The 16,736-nt window shown below is 34.1% G+C and carries 16 protein-coding genes; all 16 read left to right on the forward strand.

Annotated elements, in window-relative coordinates:
• Positions 1–89 precede the first annotated feature (89 nt).
• The 16 genes from topA to D1606_RS01690 all read left to right on the forward strand — a co-directional run bounded on the left by topA (position 90) and on the right by D1606_RS01690 (position 16,735).
• A complete protein-coding gene (gene topA / locus D1606_RS01615; protein ID WP_119414272.1) occupies positions 90–2,165 on the forward strand; it encodes a type I DNA topoisomerase in 2,076 nt (691 codons plus the stop codon).
• A 28-nt stretch (positions 2,166–2,193) separates the two neighbouring features.
• Entirely contained in the window at positions 2,194–3,510 is a 1,317-nt protein-coding gene (gene trmFO / locus D1606_RS01620; RefSeq protein ID WP_119414273.1) for an FADH(2)-oxidizing methylenetetrahydrofolate--tRNA-(uracil(54)-C(5))-methyltransferase TrmFO, read from the forward strand.
• Between the two features lie 392 nt (positions 3,511–3,902).
• On the forward strand, positions 3,903–4,802 hold the full coding sequence (gene xerC / locus D1606_RS01625; RefSeq protein ID WP_119414274.1) for a tyrosine recombinase XerC: 900 nt from the start codon (positions 3,903–3,905) through the stop codon (positions 4,800–4,802).
• A 19-nt stretch (positions 4,803–4,821) separates the two neighbouring features.
• Positions 4,822–5,370: an ATP-dependent protease subunit HslV gene (gene hslV, locus D1606_RS01630; RefSeq protein WP_119414275.1), complete on the forward strand. Its 549-nt coding sequence runs from the start codon at positions 4,822–4,824 to the stop codon at positions 5,368–5,370.
• Positions 5,367–6,761 carry an ATP-dependent protease ATPase subunit HslU gene (gene hslU, locus D1606_RS01635; RefSeq protein WP_119414276.1) on the forward strand — a complete coding sequence of 465 codons (1,395 nt, stop codon included), beginning with the start codon at positions 5,367–5,369 and terminating at the stop codon, positions 6,759–6,761. The genes hslV and hslU overlap by 4 nt, the downstream gene beginning before the upstream one ends.
• A gap of 85 nt (positions 6,762–6,846) precedes the next feature.
• Entirely contained in the window at positions 6,847–7,626 is a 780-nt protein-coding gene (gene codY, locus D1606_RS01640; RefSeq protein WP_119414277.1) for a GTP-sensing pleiotropic transcriptional regulator CodY, read from the forward strand.
• Between the two features lie 573 nt (positions 7,627–8,199).
• Positions 8,200–8,592, forward strand: coding sequence for a flagellar basal body rod protein FlgB (flgB, locus tag D1606_RS01645; RefSeq protein WP_119414278.1), 393 nt, complete (start codon positions 8,200–8,202; stop codon positions 8,590–8,592).
• Between the two features lie 2 nt (positions 8,593–8,594).
• Positions 8,595–9,050 carry a flagellar basal body rod protein FlgC gene (flgC, locus tag D1606_RS01650; protein ID WP_119414279.1) on the forward strand — a complete coding sequence of 152 codons (456 nt, stop codon included), beginning with the start codon at positions 8,595–8,597 and terminating at the stop codon, positions 9,048–9,050.
• Between the two features lie 33 nt (positions 9,051–9,083).
• Positions 9,084–9,389: a flagellar hook-basal body complex protein FliE gene (fliE, locus tag D1606_RS01655; RefSeq protein WP_119414280.1), complete on the forward strand. Its 306-nt coding sequence runs from the start codon at positions 9,084–9,086 to the stop codon at positions 9,387–9,389.
• A gap of 59 nt (positions 9,390–9,448) precedes the next feature.
• A complete protein-coding gene (gene fliF, locus D1606_RS01660) occupies positions 9,449–11,050 on the forward strand; it encodes a flagellar basal-body MS-ring/collar protein FliF (protein ID WP_119414281.1) in 1,602 nt (533 codons plus the stop codon).
• 15 nt (positions 11,051–11,065) lie between these two features.
• Positions 11,066–12,082 (forward strand): flagellar motor switch protein FliG, encoded by a 1,017-nt coding sequence (fliG, locus tag D1606_RS01665; RefSeq protein ID WP_119414282.1) that lies wholly within the window; start codon positions 11,066–11,068, stop codon positions 12,080–12,082.
• Positions 12,075–12,842: a flagellar assembly protein FliH gene (gene fliH / locus D1606_RS01670; protein ID WP_119414283.1), complete on the forward strand. Its 768-nt coding sequence runs from the start codon at positions 12,075–12,077 to the stop codon at positions 12,840–12,842. Before fliG ends, fliH begins: the two co-directional genes overlap by 8 nt.
• 5 nt (positions 12,843–12,847) lie before the next feature.
• Positions 12,848–14,173 (forward strand): flagellar protein export ATPase FliI, encoded by a 1,326-nt coding sequence (fliI, locus tag D1606_RS01675; RefSeq protein ID WP_119414284.1) that lies wholly within the window; start codon positions 12,848–12,850, stop codon positions 14,171–14,173.
• The gene (fliJ, locus tag D1606_RS01680) at positions 14,174–14,623 is read left to right on the forward strand and encodes a flagellar export protein FliJ (protein ID WP_119414285.1); all 450 of its coding nucleotides are present in this window, start codon (positions 14,174–14,176) and stop codon (positions 14,621–14,623) included.
• A 4-nt stretch (positions 14,624–14,627) separates the two neighbouring features.
• Positions 14,628–15,251, forward strand: a complete 624-nt coding sequence (locus tag D1606_RS01685; RefSeq protein WP_119414286.1) for a MotE family protein — start codon at positions 14,628–14,630, stop codon at positions 15,249–15,251.
• A 38-nt stretch (positions 15,252–15,289) separates the two neighbouring features.
• Positions 15,290–16,735 carry a flagellar hook-length control protein FliK gene (locus D1606_RS01690; RefSeq protein WP_119414287.1) on the forward strand — a complete coding sequence of 482 codons (1,446 nt, stop codon included), beginning with the start codon at positions 15,290–15,292 and terminating at the stop codon, positions 16,733–16,735.
• Position 16,736 lies beyond the last annotated feature (1 nt).

The following is a 16,736-nucleotide window of genomic DNA, read 5'->3' on the forward strand; positions in this document are numbered from 1 at the left end:
GGGTTGCAAAAATACAAATTCTGTTATACATTTTGCAACAGGTATTTCTTTTGGAAAATGAAACAACACCTCTATAAGGGGGAAATTTAATGTCGGATTATTTAGTTATAGTGGAATCGCCCGCAAAAGCAAAAACAATCGAGCGATATTTAGGAAAAAAATATAAAGTAAAAGCTTCAATAGGTCATGTACGCGACCTTCCAAAAAGTCAAATGGCTATTGATACAGAAAACAATTACGAACCAAGATATATAACGATTCGTGGTAAAGGCCCCGTTTTACAAGATTTGAAATCTGCAGCGAAGAAAGCAAAGAAAATATATCTCGCAGCCGATCCAGACCGTGAAGGGGAAGCAATAGCTTGGCACTTAGCAACTGCTTTGAATATTGATATTGAATCAGATTGCCGTGTAGTATTTAATGAGATAACAAAGGATGCGATTAAAGAGTCCTTTAAGCATCCACGTCCAATTGATATGGATTTAGTTGATGCGCAACAAGCAAGAAGAATTTTAGATAGGCTTGTTGGATATAATATTAGCCCTTTATTATGGAAGAAAGTTAAAAAAGGATTATCAGCAGGTCGTGTTCAATCCACAGCATTACGTCTGATTATTGACCGTGAAAATGAAATCAAGAACTTCCAACCAGAAGAATACTGGACAATTGAGGGGAATTTCCAAAAAGGCAAAAAAACATTTGATGCCTCATTTTATGGAATAGCAAAAGAAAAAATTAAATTATCAAATGAACAAGAAGTAGGAGAAATTCTTAACCAAATCAATGGCAACGATTTTCAAGTGAAAAAAATTGTTAAAAGAGAACGTAAAAGAAATGCTTCACCTGCATTTACTACTTCATCTTTACAACAAGAAGCTGCTAGAAAGTTGAATTTCCGTGCTCGAAAAACAATGATGCTTGCGCAACAATTATACGAAGGTATAGATGTTGGAAAAGAAGGTACAGTAGGTTTAATCACATATATGCGTACAGACTCTACACGTATCTCTGAAACAGCTAAAAAAGAAGCTCATGAATATATTGAACAAAATTATGGATCTGAGTATACGACTTTAATTACTCAACAAGCAAAAAATAAAGAAAATGCACAAGATGCACATGAAGCTATTCGACCTACAAGTACATTGCGTCATCCTGATCAATTGAAAGCAGTCTTATCTAGAGATCAATTGCGATTATATCGTTTGATTTGGGAAAGATTTGTTGCAAGCCAAATGGCACCAGCAATATTAGATACAGTAACCACAGATTTACAAAATGGTGAAATCATCTTCCGTGCATCTGGCTCAAATGTAAAATTCCCTGGTTTTATGAAGCTCTATATTGAAGGTTCTGATGATCAAAAAGAAGAAAAAGATAAACTTCTGCCTCCAATGGAGCAAGGTGATGTTGTGAATAGTTTAGAAATTGAACCGAAACAACATTTCACTCAACCGCCACCACGCTTCTCAGAAGCACGTCTAGTTAAAACGTTAGAGGAGCTAGGTATAGGAAGACCATCTACTTATGCACCAACATTAGACACTATTCAAAAGCGTGGCTACGTTACATTAGAAGCGAAACGATTTGTTCCTACTGAACTTGGGGAAATTGTCCATTCATTAGTGCTTGAATTTTTCCCGGGAATTATTGATATTGAATTTACTGCGCAAATGGAAAAAGACTTAGATAGTATTGAAGATGGTAACGTCAAATGGGTTCAAATTATTGATGATTTCTATCGGAAATTTGAAAAGGATTTGAGACATGCAGAAATTGCAATGGAAAAAGTAGAGATTAAGGATGAACCAGCAGGTGAGGATTGCGAACAATGTGGATCACCTATGGTCTTTAAGTTAGGACGATATGGAAAATTTATGGCTTGTAGTAATTTCCCAGAATGCCGTAATACAAAAGCAATTGTGAAAGAGATCGGTGTGAAATGTCCAAAATGTAAAGAGGGCGAAATCGTCGAAAGAAAAAGTAAGACAAAACGCATTTTTTACGGATGTAACCGCTATCCAGATTGTGACTTTGTCTCATGGGATAAACCTATCAACCGTCCATGTCCGAAATGTAATGAATTATTAGTAGAAAAGAAAATTAAAAAAGGTATTCAAGTCCAATGTACAAGTTGTGATTATAAAGAAGAACCTACACAATGATTTAGTTAGAAAGCAGGTAAATAATAGAATGACACCAATTGTAAATGTAATCGGAGCAGGTTTAGCTGGAAGTGAAGCTGCTTGGCAAATCGCGAAAAGAGGCGTACAAGTTCGACTATATGAAATGCGCCCAGTAAAACAAACACCCGCACATCATACAGATAAATTTGCTGAACTAGTTTGTAGTAATTCACTAAGAGCAAATAATTTAACTAATGCAGTAGGCGTAATTAAAGAAGAAATGCGTCAATTGGACTCAATCATTATTGAAGCTGCTGACAATTGTTCAGTACCAGCTGGTGGTGCATTGGCTGTAGATAGACACGAATTCTCAGGATATATTACAGAAAAAGTAAAAAATCACCCACTTGTGGAAGTAATTCATGAAGAAGTAACAGAAATTCCGGATGAAGGGATTACAGTTATTGCAACTGGTCCACTTACTTCAAAAGCTTTAGCTGATAAAATCCAACAATTAACAGGAGAAGATTATTTATATTTCTATGATGCTGCAGCACCTATTATTGAAAAAGACAGTATCGATATGGATAAAGTGTACTTAAAATCTCGTTACGATAAAGGTGAAGCTGCTTATTTAAACTGTCCTATGACAGAAGATGAGTTCTATGCATTCCAAAAAGCACTTGTTGAAGCAGAAAAAGCACCCTTAAACGAATTTGAAAAAGAAAAGTATTTTGAAGGTTGTATGCCGATTGAAGTTATGGCAGAAAGAGGACCAAAAACAATGCTTTTCGGGCCTATGAAACCGGTAGGCTTAGAAGATCCTAAGACTGGAAAACGACCATTCGCAGTAGTTCAGCTTCGTCAAGACGATGCAGCAGGAACACTATATAATATCGTTGGATTCCAAACACATTTAAAATGGGGTGCACAAAAAGAAGTATTTCGTATGATTCCTGGATTAGAGAATGTTGAAATTGTACGTTATGGAGTTATGCATCGAAATACATTTATCAATTCACCAAAAGCTTTAGCACCAACATATCAACTAAAAAGTAAGCCAAACATCTTCTTTGCTGGTCAAATGACAGGTGTAGAAGGTTATGTAGAATCAGCAGGAAGTGGTTTAATCGCTGGGATTAATGCAGCTCATTTAGCATTACAACAAGATTTATATATCTTCCCTGCTGAAACTGCTTTAGGAAGTATGGCTCGTTATATAACAGAAGCCGATCCAAAACATTTCCAACCGATGAATGTGAACTTTGGTCTTTTCCCAGCTCTAGGTGAAAAAATTAAATCAAAACAAGAACGTGGAGAAAAGCATGCAGAACGTGCTTTAAATGCATTAAAACAATTTAAATCCACAATAGAAGTACTATAGATTTTTACACTTTTAATGAGTAGAAAATCCAAAATAAATTTCAAATGAGACATAAAAAATAATATTGTATATAATTATCCAGTGTCTTGGATTTTAAATTTGTTAAAATTTTGTTTAATAGTTTGCGTAAGTCCTTAAATGTTGTTATACTTTTAAGGGCTTTTTTCTTTGCAATTATTTTTTTTTGCGTTTAATCGGTTTTTTTTAGGATAAATACTTCCATAATTAGGTATACTACACATAAAATATGTTTAATAAAATATTCATACAAAAAAATGTCATAAATCTACTGAAAATTGCCATAGTCTAAGTTGTGGAAAGCGTTTTCGCTTTATTTAATTGTGTTACAGTGAGAAAATAGAACAGAAAACGTGAGTAGATGAGGTGTTCCTATGAACATTCAATTTAAACAGGCACTTGAACAGTTTGTTACTTATATCCAATTAGAAAAAAACTTCTCTCCATTAACGGTACGTGATTATCAAAAGGATATACTTGATTTTTATACATTCCTTCAAGTAGAAGGTGTGGAAGATTTAACGCAAGTTGAATACATACACGCCAGACTTTTTGTAACGAAATTGTATGAAGAAAAAAAGGCAAGAACGACAATATCAAGGAAGATTTCTTCAATCCGTTCTTTTTTCAAATTTTTAAATAAAGAATATAATTTGGACGATACAGCGTTCCAAGCTCTCTATCATCCCAAAAAAGAATTAAGATTACCCCACTTTTTTTATGAAGAGGAACTAACGAAGCTGTTTGAGTCAAATGAGGGAGAAGACCCTAAGGCACTAAGGAATATGGCTTTATTAGAACTTCTTTATGCAACTGGCATCCGAGTAAGTGAACTAACATCAATCGAACTGAAAGATGTTGACTTTTCATTGAATATCTTAAGAGTGATGGGGAAAGGTAGAAAAGAGAGGTATGTTCCATTTGGACATTTTGCAGCTGAAGCCATGCAACACTATCTAGCAGAATCTCGTCCTAAACTTGTTAAAGATATAAAGCATACAAAACTATTTGTAAATATGCGAGGAGGAGCTCTAACTGCAAGAGGCGTTCGATATATTTTAAATGACATGGTGAAACAAGCGGAGTTACATACTAACATATATCCACATATGTTACGACATACGTTTGCAACCCATTTATTAAATAATGGGGCGGATTTGAGAACTGTTCAAGAATTATTAGGACATTCTAATTTATCGTCAACGCAAGTTTACACACATGTAACAAAAGAACATCTACGAAACACATATATGAATGCTCACCCAAGAGCTTAATATTTTGAGGAGGTTTTAAATTATGGATTTGCATGCAACAACAATATTTGCCATACAGCATAATGGTCAAAGTGCTATGGCAGGCGATGGGCAAGTTACGTTAGGAAACTCTGTAGTAATGAAACATACAGCAAAAAAAGTTCGTCGTTTATACAATGGTAAAGTGCTAGCTGGTTTTGCTGGATCTGTGGCAGATGCTTTTACATTATTTGAAATGTTCGAAAGTAGATTGATGGAATATAACGGAAATTTGCAAAGAGCTGCTGTAGAAGTTGCTAAACAATGGCGTGGGGATAAGATGCTTCAAAAGTTAGAAGCCCTTTTACTAGTGATGAATAGTGAGACATTACTATTAGTATCTGGATCTGGTGAAGTGATTGAACCAGATGATGGCATTTTAGCAATTGGTTCTGGTGGGAATTATGCTTTATCTGCCGGAAGAGCTTTAAAACAATATAGTGGAAATATATTAACTGCGAAAGAAATTGCGAAAGCATCGTTAGAAATAGCAGCAGATATTTGTGTATTTACAAACCATAATATTATCGTGGAGGATCTAGAAGTATGATACAACAAAAGACCCCTAGAGAAATGTTAGAGTATTTAAATCGTTATATTGTCGGCCAAACAGAAGCGAAGAGAGCTGTAGCCGTTGCCTTACGTAATCGTTATCGTAGACAATTATTATCTGAAGAAATTCGAAATGAAGTAATTCCTAAAAATATATTGATGATAGGGCCAACTGGTGTCGGTAAAACTGAAATTGCTCGTCGTATAGCACGTCTTGCGAAAGCACCATTTCTTAAAGTGGAGGCTACAAAATTTACTGAAGTAGGTTATGTTGGTCGGGATGTTGAATCTATGGTTCGAGATTTAGTGGACATCTCCAATCGCCTTGTAAAAGAAGAAAAACAAGAAGAAGTTAAAGAACAAGCTGAAAAATTAGCAAATGACCAAATTGTGAAATTATTAGTGCCAAGTATGAAAAAAAAGCAAGCTACACAAAATCCATTTGAAGCTTTATTTGGACAAAAAAGTGAAGACTCTGAAGAAAAACAAGAAGAAGATTCGCAAGTTCGTTTAAAACGTTCTCAAATTGCTGAGAAATTACGAGATGGAAAATTAGAAAACGAATGGATCACCATTGAAGTAACAGAACAACAACCGAATATGATGGGTATGATTCCTGGTGGCCTTGATATGGGTGGAACGAACATGGGGGATATGCTTTCAAGTTTTATGCCACCCAAAAAGAAAAAACGCCGATTACAAGTAAAAGATGCAAGGCGAATTTTAACGATTGAAGAAGCTAACAAATTAATCGATAATGACGAAGTATCTGAAGAAGCAATTCGTCGTGCAGAAGAAACAGGAATTATTTTCATTGACGAAATTGATAAAGTCGCTACTAGAAGTAATAGTGGTGGAGGAAGTGCAAATGTATCTCGAGAAGGAGTGCAACGAGATATACTTCCGATAGTTGAGGGTTCAACAATTAATACAAAATATGGACCTGTTCGTACGGATTTTATCTTGTTTATTGCAGCAGGAGCATTTCATATGTCAAAGCCATCTGATCTGATTCCCGAATTACAAGGGAGATTCCCAATTCGAGTTGAATTAGAAAAATTAACAAAAGAAGACTTTATTCGTATTTTAAAAGAACCAGATCACTCATTGATTATTCAATATCAAGCGCTTCTTGCTACGGAGGGTATTGAGATTGTATTTACGGATGCAGCAATTGAACGCATTGCAGAGATTGCAACAAATGTTAACCAGGATACAGATAATATCGGTGCAAGACGTTTGCATACAATACTTGAACGGTTATTAGAAGAACTATCATTTGAAGCGGCAGATATTTCACCAGCACATATAGAAATTACAGAAGGGTATGTCGATGAAAAACTTAACAAAATTGTTAAGAATAAAGATTTGTCACAGTTTATTTTATAGTTTATAATCTAATGTATTGCGCAAAATTTAAAACCTTTTGAATATTGCATAAATTCAAGAAAATTTTACAGGAGGCTAAATAAAAATGAATTTATTAGCTAAAACAAGAAAAATTAATTCCATGCTACAAGCATCAGCAGGAAAACAAGTTAACTTTAAAGAAATGGCAGAAAAGCTTGGTGAAGTAATCGATAGTAACGTATATATTGTAAGTCGTAAAGGTAAGTTATTAGGTATTGCAGTGAACCAACAAATCGAAAACGAACGTTTTAAAAAAATGCTTGAACAACGCCAATTCCCAGAAGAATATACTCGCAACTTATATGACTTCTCAGAAACTGCTTCAAATTTAGATGTTTTTGACCAACACAGTGCTTTTCCGGTTGAAGCTCAAGAAATTTTCAAATCAGGTTTAACTACTATTGTACCAATCAATGGTGGTGGAGAACGTTTAGGAACATTAATCCTAGCACGTTTAGAAAGTAAATTTGAAGATGATGATCTAATTTTAGCTGAATACGGTGCTACAGTTGTTGGAATGGAAATTTTACGTGAAAAATCTGAAGAAATCGAACAAGAAGCACGCAGTAAAGCTGTTGTACAAATGGCTATCAACTCATTATCATACAGTGAACTAGAAGCAATCGAACATATCTTTGAAGAATTAGATGGTTCTGAAGGTTTACTAGTGGCTTCTAAAATTGCAGATCGAGTGGGAATTACTCGTTCCGTAATCGTTAATGCGTTACGTAAATTAGAATCTGCTGGTGTTATTGAATCACGTTCTCTAGGGATGAAAGGTACTTATATCAAAGTATTAAATAACAAATTCCTTACTGCATTAGCAGAAATAAAAATGCGCTAAAATTTATTGATTAATGATGAAACTATCTTTTCTACTTTTGAAGAAAAGATAGTTTTTTTGTTTTAAAGAAGATACATATATGATTGTAAAAAATTATCCAATATAAATTTGTCGAAATTTGTAGTCGTGATGTAGGTAATAAACGTAAGATAATAAAAAAAATAAGAACAAAAAAATATTTCTGTTCATTCTGAATATTTTGTTTTTATTAAAAAAATGATTTTTTGAGTGTGATAGTACTAGTAAAATGAAAATTATAATATCGAGTGACAAAAGAACTAGATAATATTTCACAGACTGTTTTTAAAGAATAGAGTTTATTTCATTAACTATTTAAAAATAAGCAATTAAACGTATTTAACATTGTAATAGTATAAAACATTTATAATCGAAAAGTAGTATTTAAGGATGGAGTTAAAAAATAAAACAAACTATTTTGCGAACAAAAATAGTTTGTTTTGCCTACTAAAAATAAGCTATTTTAGATAGACACTTTATAACATATTTATTACAATTATAACGTATTGAAATTTAAGAGAATTTGACAAAAAAAGTCGAATTGAGGTGAAAGATTTGAGCCTATTTAGCGGAACAATAAGTAATATCGAAAGTGGATTATCATATGCGAGTGTTAAACAAAAAACAATCGCACAAAATATAGCAAATGTCGACACGCCTAACTATAAGGCTAAAGATGTAAGTTTCAGCAAAATGTTGACAGAAGCTAAAGAATCATACATAAAGGCATATCGTACAAATGATAAGCATATTGACTTCCAAACAGATTCTAAAGCCCCAGGCGTGTATAATTATTCCAATAACTCTTATAGAGAAAATGGAAATGGTGTAGATATGGATAAAGAACAAGCGAGTTTAGCGAAAAATACAATCTATTACAATGCATTAATTGAAAGAGAAAATGGAAAACTGAATTCTCTTTTAACTGTTGCTAAAGGAGGTAATTAGCGATGTCGATTTTTCATAGTATGGACACCACTGGTTCTGCCTTAACAGCGCAACGTCTACGAATGGATGTTATATCATCTAATATGGCTAATGCGGATACTACACGTGCTAAGAGGGTTAATGGGAAATGGGTTCCTTACACACGGAAAACTGTTACATTAACACCGAAGGAAGGTAGTTTTTCGAATTATTTAAATGTTGCTATGGGCGGAAATGACAAAATGGGGAATGGTGTAAAAGTTTCAAGCATAAATGAAGATACTTCAACGCCATATAAACTTGTATACGATCCAACAAATCCAGATGCAGATAAAGATGGTTATGTACAAACCTCAAATGTCGATTCATTAAAAGAAATGGTAAATCTAATTTCAGCAACAAGATCTTATGAGGCAAATGTAACAGTATTTAATGCAAACAAATCAATGCTTTCTAAAGCACTTGAAATTGGTAAGTAACTGGTGATTCTAATTAAGGAAGGATGAAGGGAAATGGCTATTTCACAAATTTCGGTTCTACAACCAACGCAACCAACAATGACACAAAGCGTTGCACAAACAATTCCATCTGATAAGAAGGAAAGCTTTGGAACAATGTTAAAAGATGCTATTTCAACCGTTAATGATAGTCAAGTAGCTTCTGATACTATGACTAATAAGTTAGTTAATGGAGAAAATGTAGAGCTTCATGATGTAATGATTTCGGCGCAAAAAGCGAATATTACATTAAATACTGCCCTATCAATTCGTAATAAAGTCATTGATGCTTACCAAGAAATCATGCGAATGACAGTTTAATAGAAATGATTATCGGCTTTTTATAACGATGAATCATTTACTATGACCGGAGGCTCAAAATGAAGGAAAGACTAAAGAATATCAAAGCCAACTTTAGTGGGTTTTGGAGTAGTCGAACAAAAGTGCAAAAAGGAACCATTATCGGTTCTATTATTGCAATATTACTCATTGCATCAATTATTACATATTTCACAACTAGAGTAACATATGCACCTTTGTTTTCAGACTTATCAGCTGCTGAAGTAGGGCAAATTAAAGAACAATTAGATTCAAAGGGAGTTAAATATCAGGTAACAAATGGTGGAACAGCTATCTCAGTACCGGATGATCAAGTCGATAATTTAAAAGTAGACTTAGCTTCGCAAGGCTTTCCGCAATCGGGGCAAATTGATTACTCCTTCTTTTCAAAAAATGCCGGGTTTGGTATGACGGATAATGAGTTCAACGTATTAAAATTAGCGTCAATGCAAACCGAACTTGCAAATCTTATGAAAGATGTAAAAGGCGTTAAAGATGCAAAAGTAATGATTACATTACCTGAAAAGGGTGTTTTTGTTAGTGATACTCAGCAGGAAGCAAGTGCATCAATTGTATTAAATACCGAACCAGGATATCAGTTTACAGAGTCTCAAATTAAGACATTGTATAATTTGGCATCAAAAAGTGTGCCGAATTTAAAACCAGAAAATATCGTTATTACCAATCAATATTTTGAATACTACGATTTAAATACCCAAACTGCTTCGACTGGGGATGGTATTTCATCTTCTGATTCAAATAAACAATTAGAGATTAAAAAGCAAATTGAACGAGATCTCCAACGTCAAGTTCAAACAATGTTAGGTCAGTTAATGGGAGCTGGAAAAGCTGCTGTTACTGTAACAACTGATATTGATTTTACACAAGAAAAAAGAGAAGAAAATTTAGTTGAACCAGTAGATAAGGAAAATATGGCTGGTATTCAAATAAGTGCTCAAAAAATCAACGAAACATATACAGGTACAGGAAATGCGGCAGGTGGTACACCTGAAGCAGATCAAAATACGGATAATTTCACAGATTATCAATCTACAACGAATGGCAATGGTGATTATGAAAAAACAGAGGACACAGTAAATTACGAAGTTAATCGTATTAAACGTAAAATTACAGAAAGTCCATATCGAGTTCGTGATATTGGAATTCAAGTTTTAGTTGAACCACCAAAACCGGGTGATCCAACTTCATTGCCACAAGCTACACAAGATAATATTAAAAATATGCTGGCTTCAATTGTACGTACGTCAATTGACAAAAACGAGGCAGGCCAGTTAACTAATGCACAAGTGAATCAAAAGGTAACAGTTGCAGTTGAAAAAATGAATGGTAAAGCACAAATGGCAACTGCACAAAAAAGTTCTATCCCATGGTGGATATATGTAATAGGTGGAATTTTATTAGTTGTCATTGGTTTACTAGTATTCTTTATCGTTCGTTCTAGAAGAGAAGAGTACGATGAGGATGAATATGATTATGAAGATGAAGAAGAATTAGATATTGAAGATATTTCTGATGAGAAAGAAACCGAAACAACTTTAAGAAGAAAACAACTTGAAAAAATGGCAAAAGAAAAGCCAGATGAATTTGCAAAATTATTAAGAACATGGATTTCAGAAGATTAATGGGAGGGTTAAGCTGTGGTAGCTAAGAAAGAAAAAGGTCTATCAGGAAAACAAAAAGCAGCACTCCTATTAATTTCTTTAGGACCAGAGGTATCAGCTGCTGTATATAAACATTTAAATGAAGAGGAAATAGAAAAACTAACATTAGAAATTTCTAGTGTAAAAAAAGTTGAACCAGAGATTAAAGAAGAAATAATAGAAGAATTTCATAATATAGCACTTGCTCAAGATTATATTTCTCAAGGCGGAATTGGCTATGCTAAAACGGTATTAGAAAAGGCGCTCGGAAATGATCAGGCACAAGCAATTATTAATCGTTTAACGTCATCTTTACAAGTAAGACCTTTTGATTTTGCACGTAGAACAGATCCTGCTCAAATATTTAATTTTATACAAAATGAGCATCCACAAACAATTGCTTTAATCTTGTCTTATCTTGAACCGCAGCAGGCGGGAGTTATTTTATCATCTCTTCCTCAAGAAGTTCAAGCAGATATTGCTAAACGTATAGCTACTATGGATTCAACTTCACCAGAAGTAATTAGTGAAATTGAATCTGTATTAGAGAGAAAATTGTCATCAACGGTTACGCAAGACTATACAGAGACTGGTGGCGTAGATGCTGTCGTAGAAGTACTGAATGGTGTAGATCGTCAAACTGAAAAAACAATTCTCGATGCACTCGAAATACAAGATCCAGAACTTGCGGAAGAAATCAAAAAGCGCATGTTTGTTTTCGAAGATATTGTTACACTCGACAACCGTTCTATCCAACGTGTTATTCGGGATTGCGAAAACGAGGATTTACTTTTAGCGATGAAAGTTTCAAGCGAAGAAGTAAAAGAAATCATTTTCAAGAATATGTCACAACGTATGGCCGAGTCATTTAAAGAAGAAATGGAAGTAATCGGACCTGTTCGTTTGAGAGATGTAGAGGAAGCCCAATCACGTATTGTAGGAATTACACGCCGATTAGAAGACGCTGGTGAAATTATTATTGCTCGTGGTGGAGGGGATGACGTAATTGTCTAAGATTTTCCGTTTTGAAGATTCGAAGGCTTATAAAGAAAATTTCCGCACCATTGAAATACAAGAATTATTCAGTACACATGAAAATGTAGAGGAAGATATAACTTTAGAACATGTTTTTGAAGAGCGTAATAAACTTTTGAGTGAGGCGCATCAAGAAATACAAAGCCAAAAAGAGGCATTTGTACAACAATGCTTTCAAAAAAATCAAGCGTTAGATGAAGAAAAACAAAAATGGCAGCAAGAAAAATTAGAATTGCAACAGCAAGCGTATGATGAAGGGTTTCAGCAAGGTCTTGAAGAAGGCCGTTTGAAGGCAGAAGCTAATATGGCTGAAGATATTAAATTGGCCAATAATACAATTATTCAATCTAAACTAAACGCAGAGCAATATTTGCAAGAACAAGAAGAAGTCATTCTTGAAATTGCTATTCGCTCTGCTGAAAAAATATTAGGAATAGCCTTGCAAGAAAATCCTGAACGTTTTATCGATATAGTTCGAAAAGGATTAAAAGAAGCAAGAGAGATGAAAGAGATTAAATTATATGTCTCTCCACTATATTACAGGCTCGTTTCAGAGCATCGTGAAGAGTTAAGTGAAATGTTTCCTATAGGTGTTCCTTTTATGATCTTTGTCAATGAAGAAATTGGTGATACAGATTGTTATATTGAAACAAATCATGGAAGAATCATCGTTAGCATAGACCAACAGCTAAATGAGTTAAGACTAAAACTTGGAGAAATTTTAGAAAGCGTGGATTGAGGACAATGAAAGCAGCAGAGTTATTAGAGCACATATCTTCAGTTCAAACGTTCAAAAAGTTTGGACGAGTAACAAGAGTAGTTGGTTTAATGATTGAATCCCAAGGACCAGATAGCTCTATAGGAGATGTATGCAAAATTCATGTCAATACGGTCAAACATGGTCACCAGGAAATTCTTGCTGAAGTAGTTGGGTTTAAAGATGAGATTGTTGTGCTAATGCCTTATACATCTCTTCGTGAAATTTCAATAGGGTGCTTAGTAGAAGGAACAGGCGTACCGTTAGAAGTAAAGGTAGGTACTGAACTAATTGGAAAAGTACTTGATTCAATGGGATATCCGATAGATGGTAGTAGTTTACCAAAAGGATTAACTACAGTTCAAACAGAGGAAGATCCGCCTAATCCTCTTACAAGACCACCGATAGATGAAATACTTGAGGTTGGGGTAAAAGCAATTGATGGAATGCTAACAGTTGGAAAGGGTCAGCGTGTAGGGATTTTCGCAGGTTCTGGTGTAGGAAAATCAACGCTACTAGGTATGATTGCAAGAAATACAGTTGCAGACTTAAATGTTATCGCTCTTATTGGTGAACGTGGACGGGAAGTTCGTGAATTTATCGAGAGAGATTTAGGAGAAGAAGGGTTAAAAAGGTCCATTGTTGTAGCTGCTACATCAGACCAACCAGCATTAATGCGCATTAAAGGGGCATTTACTGCAACAGCAATTGCTGAGTACTTCCGAAATCGGGGACTAAACGTTATGTTAATGATGGATTCTGTCACCCGTGTTGCTATGGCTCAACGTGAAATTGGCCTTGCAACTGGTGAACCACCAGCTCAAAAAGGGTATACACCATCGGTATTTGGTATATTGCCAAAGCTTCTAGAAAGAACGGGTACAAATGAAAAAGGCTCGATTACTGCTTTTTATACTGTACTTGTCGACGGTGATGATATGAACGAACCGATTGCAGATACCGTACGTGGAATTTTAGATGGACATATTGTTTTAGATAGAACATTAGCAAATAAGGGACAGTACCCAGCGATCAATATCTTAAAAAGTGTGAGCCGATTGATGAATCATATCGCAACACCTGAACATGTAAAGGCTGCTGAGTATTTAAGAGAACTCTATTTTACATATGAGAAATCAGAGGATTTGATTAATATAGGGGCTTATAAGAAGGGGACATCAAAAGAAATCGATGAAGCCATATATTATGAGCCACTCATTACATCTTATTTAAAACAAGGATATATGGATAAAGTTAGCATGGAAGATAGCGTTGCAGAATTAGTGAAATTATCGACTGGCGGTGTTAAATAGATGCAGGCTTATCAATATCGTTTTGATAAAGTAATGACAGTAAAACAACAAGAAAAAGACCAAAATGAAATGGCCTATAAGGATGCAACAAAGTCATTTGAGGATATAGCTACTAAACTGTATAAACTTCTAAAAAAAAAGGAAGATTTAATCGATTTCCAAGAGAAGAAACTAGCAAAAGGATCAACAATCAATGAAATCCATCATTATTCAAATTTTTTAAGCAGTGTCGAAAAATCAATAGATGAAACACAGCAAAAAGTAATTCAAGCCCGTTCAAAAATGGAATGGCATAAAGAGAAGCTAATAGAAAAATCATTAGAATGTCGTAAATATGAAAAGATGAAAGAAAAAGATTATCAATCATATCGCAAAGAACAAGATCGATTAGAAATGATTGAATTAGACGAACTTTCATCTATAGCATATTACAACAAAGAAATTAGGTGAGAACATGGCAACAACAAAACCTAGAAAAAAGGGAAGAAAGCCAAAATTACAAGTTGAAGAAGTAGTTGAAGAAAAGAAACCGAGTTTAATCCAGAAAATTTTCTTTTGGGTAATAATACCATTGCTTTTCATATCTGCTGTTCTCCTGATTGCTGCAGAAGTTACTGGTACGAATGTTTTTGAAAAAGCTAAACAAATTACTGGTGCTTCAACGTCAACTGAAAAAACAAACGATATAAAAAAAGTAAACTCTAATAACGAAAAGCAAATAGCTGATTTAAAAGCACAACTTCAAGAAAAAGAAGCTGAAATAGCTAAATTGCAAGGGGAAGTAGAGGATTCCAAGAGTGCAAATGCTAAAACAAAAATTGAAAAGCATCGATTAGAAGTACAAATCAAAAAGCTTGAAAAAGGCAAAGATGATACAAAAAAAGAATTTAGTGATATTGTCAAAACATATGAAAATATGGCACCAAAAGCTTCCGCACCAGTCATAACAAATATGAAAGATGCAGAAGCTATGAAAATTTTATCAAGTTTAAAACCAGCAACATTAGCGGCAATTCTTGAAAAAATGCCTTCAGACAAAGCGGCACATTATACAGAATTACTTTCTAAAAATAATTAATCAATAATTAATACTTTAAATTGAAAGGGGGTGAAAATGTGAATATAGAATCGTTAAAAGTATCAAAAACTATGGATAGTCATTCTACTTCCTATAAAGCAGCCTCTCATGATAAAAATTTTTCAAAAATACTATCAAAGGCTAATAATTCAATTGCTAAACAAGAACAAAATGCCTCTCAAAATAATATTTCTGATAAGATGACTGCAAAAAAACAAAATGTAGAAAAAGTTGAACCACAAGAAATACAAACGGACAAAAGCGTAGAAGATACTGAAGACAGTAAGGAATCAAAAGAAACATCAAGTAGATTTAGATTTAATTATTCAAATGGTTTAGAAGGTTTACTCGGTTCCGTTTCAAAACTTGTTGACAATTCTGAGCAAGAACAAACGACTCCTATCGATGATTTATCTTCCATATTAAATGCATCATCATTAGAGCAACTAGGCGATGCTTTAGGATTAGATTTAAAAGAAGCGGATTATTTGGAAGGAACATCATTAGACAATATTCTCCAAGCTTTAGGAATTGACCAGAATGACCTGCAACAAGCGATTCAACAGCTAACAGGAGACAATCATTCAACTGCTGAAGATATTTGGAGTATGTTAGCGAATATTGATCAAAATAATCTAACTTTTAAGCAAAATCTGCTATCTACTATTAATGGAGATTCAAATGCTAAGATTTCTAAGCAACAAGCGACACAAGTTTTACAAGTCTTAAAGCTTATAGAACTTACAGCACCTAAAACAGACTTAATGTTGAAGCAAGAATATCAAATCTTCCAACTTAAAGAGATGCTATCACAGCTATCAACTAAGGTAGAACAATCTCTATCTAACGAAGAGACGAATCTAGTAAAATACGATAAAGTTCAACAACTAAATGTTAATCTACTAGATACCGATTCAAAAGTAGTAGATACCAATACAAAAGAAAGTATTAGCGCAATTCAAACAATAAATAAAGAAAACACAACAACTGTTGCAATAACTCCTACGAATAAAGCAACTACAACAAGTATTACAATAAGTCTACCGACAAATAAAGCTTCACAAGCTGAGGCTTTTGTAAAAGAATTTCAAGCAATCATGAATCGTAGTCAATTTTCAAATAATGCTGCAGGTACGAAGTTATTAATTAAACTTTATCCAGAGAATTTGGGATCTGTCCGGGTTGAACTCATCCAAAAAGATGGAGTAATGAGCGCACGTTTCTTAGCATCGACGAATATTGGAAAACAAATGCTTGAAAGTCAACTTCAACAGTTAAAACAAGGATTAGTTAACCAAAATATTCAATTAGATCGAATTGATGTTGCACAAGCATTAACTGAAACAAACAGAGCTGATAAAGAACATCAGCACCAATTCCAACAAGCTTTTAAGCAGCATTCAGAAGAACAAGAAAAAAAACAAAAAGATAATGATGATGATGACTCAAGTTTCAACGATATCTTAATGGATTTGGAGGTTTAAA

The sequence above is a fragment of the Rummeliibacillus sp. POC4 genome (genome assembly GCF_003576525.1).
GTDB lineage: Bacteria > Bacillota > Bacilli > Bacillales_A > Planococcaceae > Rummeliibacillus.

What these genes read in the sequence shown, in the direction of transcription:
- topA (WP_119414272.1), top strand. Translation starts at nt 90, where the DNA reads ATGTCGGATTATTTAGTTATAGTGGAATCGCCCGCAAAAGCAAAAACA.
- trmFO (WP_119414273.1), top strand. Translation starts at nt 2,194, where the DNA reads ATGACACCAATTGTAAATGTAATCGGAGCAGGTTTAGCTGGAAGTGAA.
- xerC (WP_119414274.1), top strand. Translation starts at nt 3,903, where the DNA reads ATGAACATTCAATTTAAACAGGCACTTGAACAGTTTGTTACTTATATC.
- hslU (WP_119414276.1), top strand. Translation starts at nt 5,367, where the DNA reads ATGATACAACAAAAGACCCCTAGAGAAATGTTAGAGTATTTAAATCGT.
- codY (WP_119414277.1), top strand. Translation starts at nt 6,847, where the DNA reads ATGAATTTATTAGCTAAAACAAGAAAAATTAATTCCATGCTACAAGCA.
- flgC (WP_119414279.1), top strand. Translation starts at nt 8,595, where the DNA reads ATGTCGATTTTTCATAGTATGGACACCACTGGTTCTGCCTTAACAGCG.
- fliE (WP_119414280.1), top strand. Translation starts at nt 9,084, where the DNA reads ATGGCTATTTCACAAATTTCGGTTCTACAACCAACGCAACCAACAATG.
- fliF (WP_119414281.1), top strand. Translation starts at nt 9,449, where the DNA reads ATGAAGGAAAGACTAAAGAATATCAAAGCCAACTTTAGTGGGTTTTGG.
- fliI (WP_119414284.1), top strand. Translation starts at nt 12,848, where the DNA reads ATGAAAGCAGCAGAGTTATTAGAGCACATATCTTCAGTTCAAACGTTC.
- fliJ (WP_119414285.1), top strand. Translation starts at nt 14,174, where the DNA reads ATGCAGGCTTATCAATATCGTTTTGATAAAGTAATGACAGTAAAACAA.
- D1606_RS01685 (WP_119414286.1), top strand. Translation starts at nt 14,628, where the DNA reads ATGGCAACAACAAAACCTAGAAAAAAGGGAAGAAAGCCAAAATTACAA.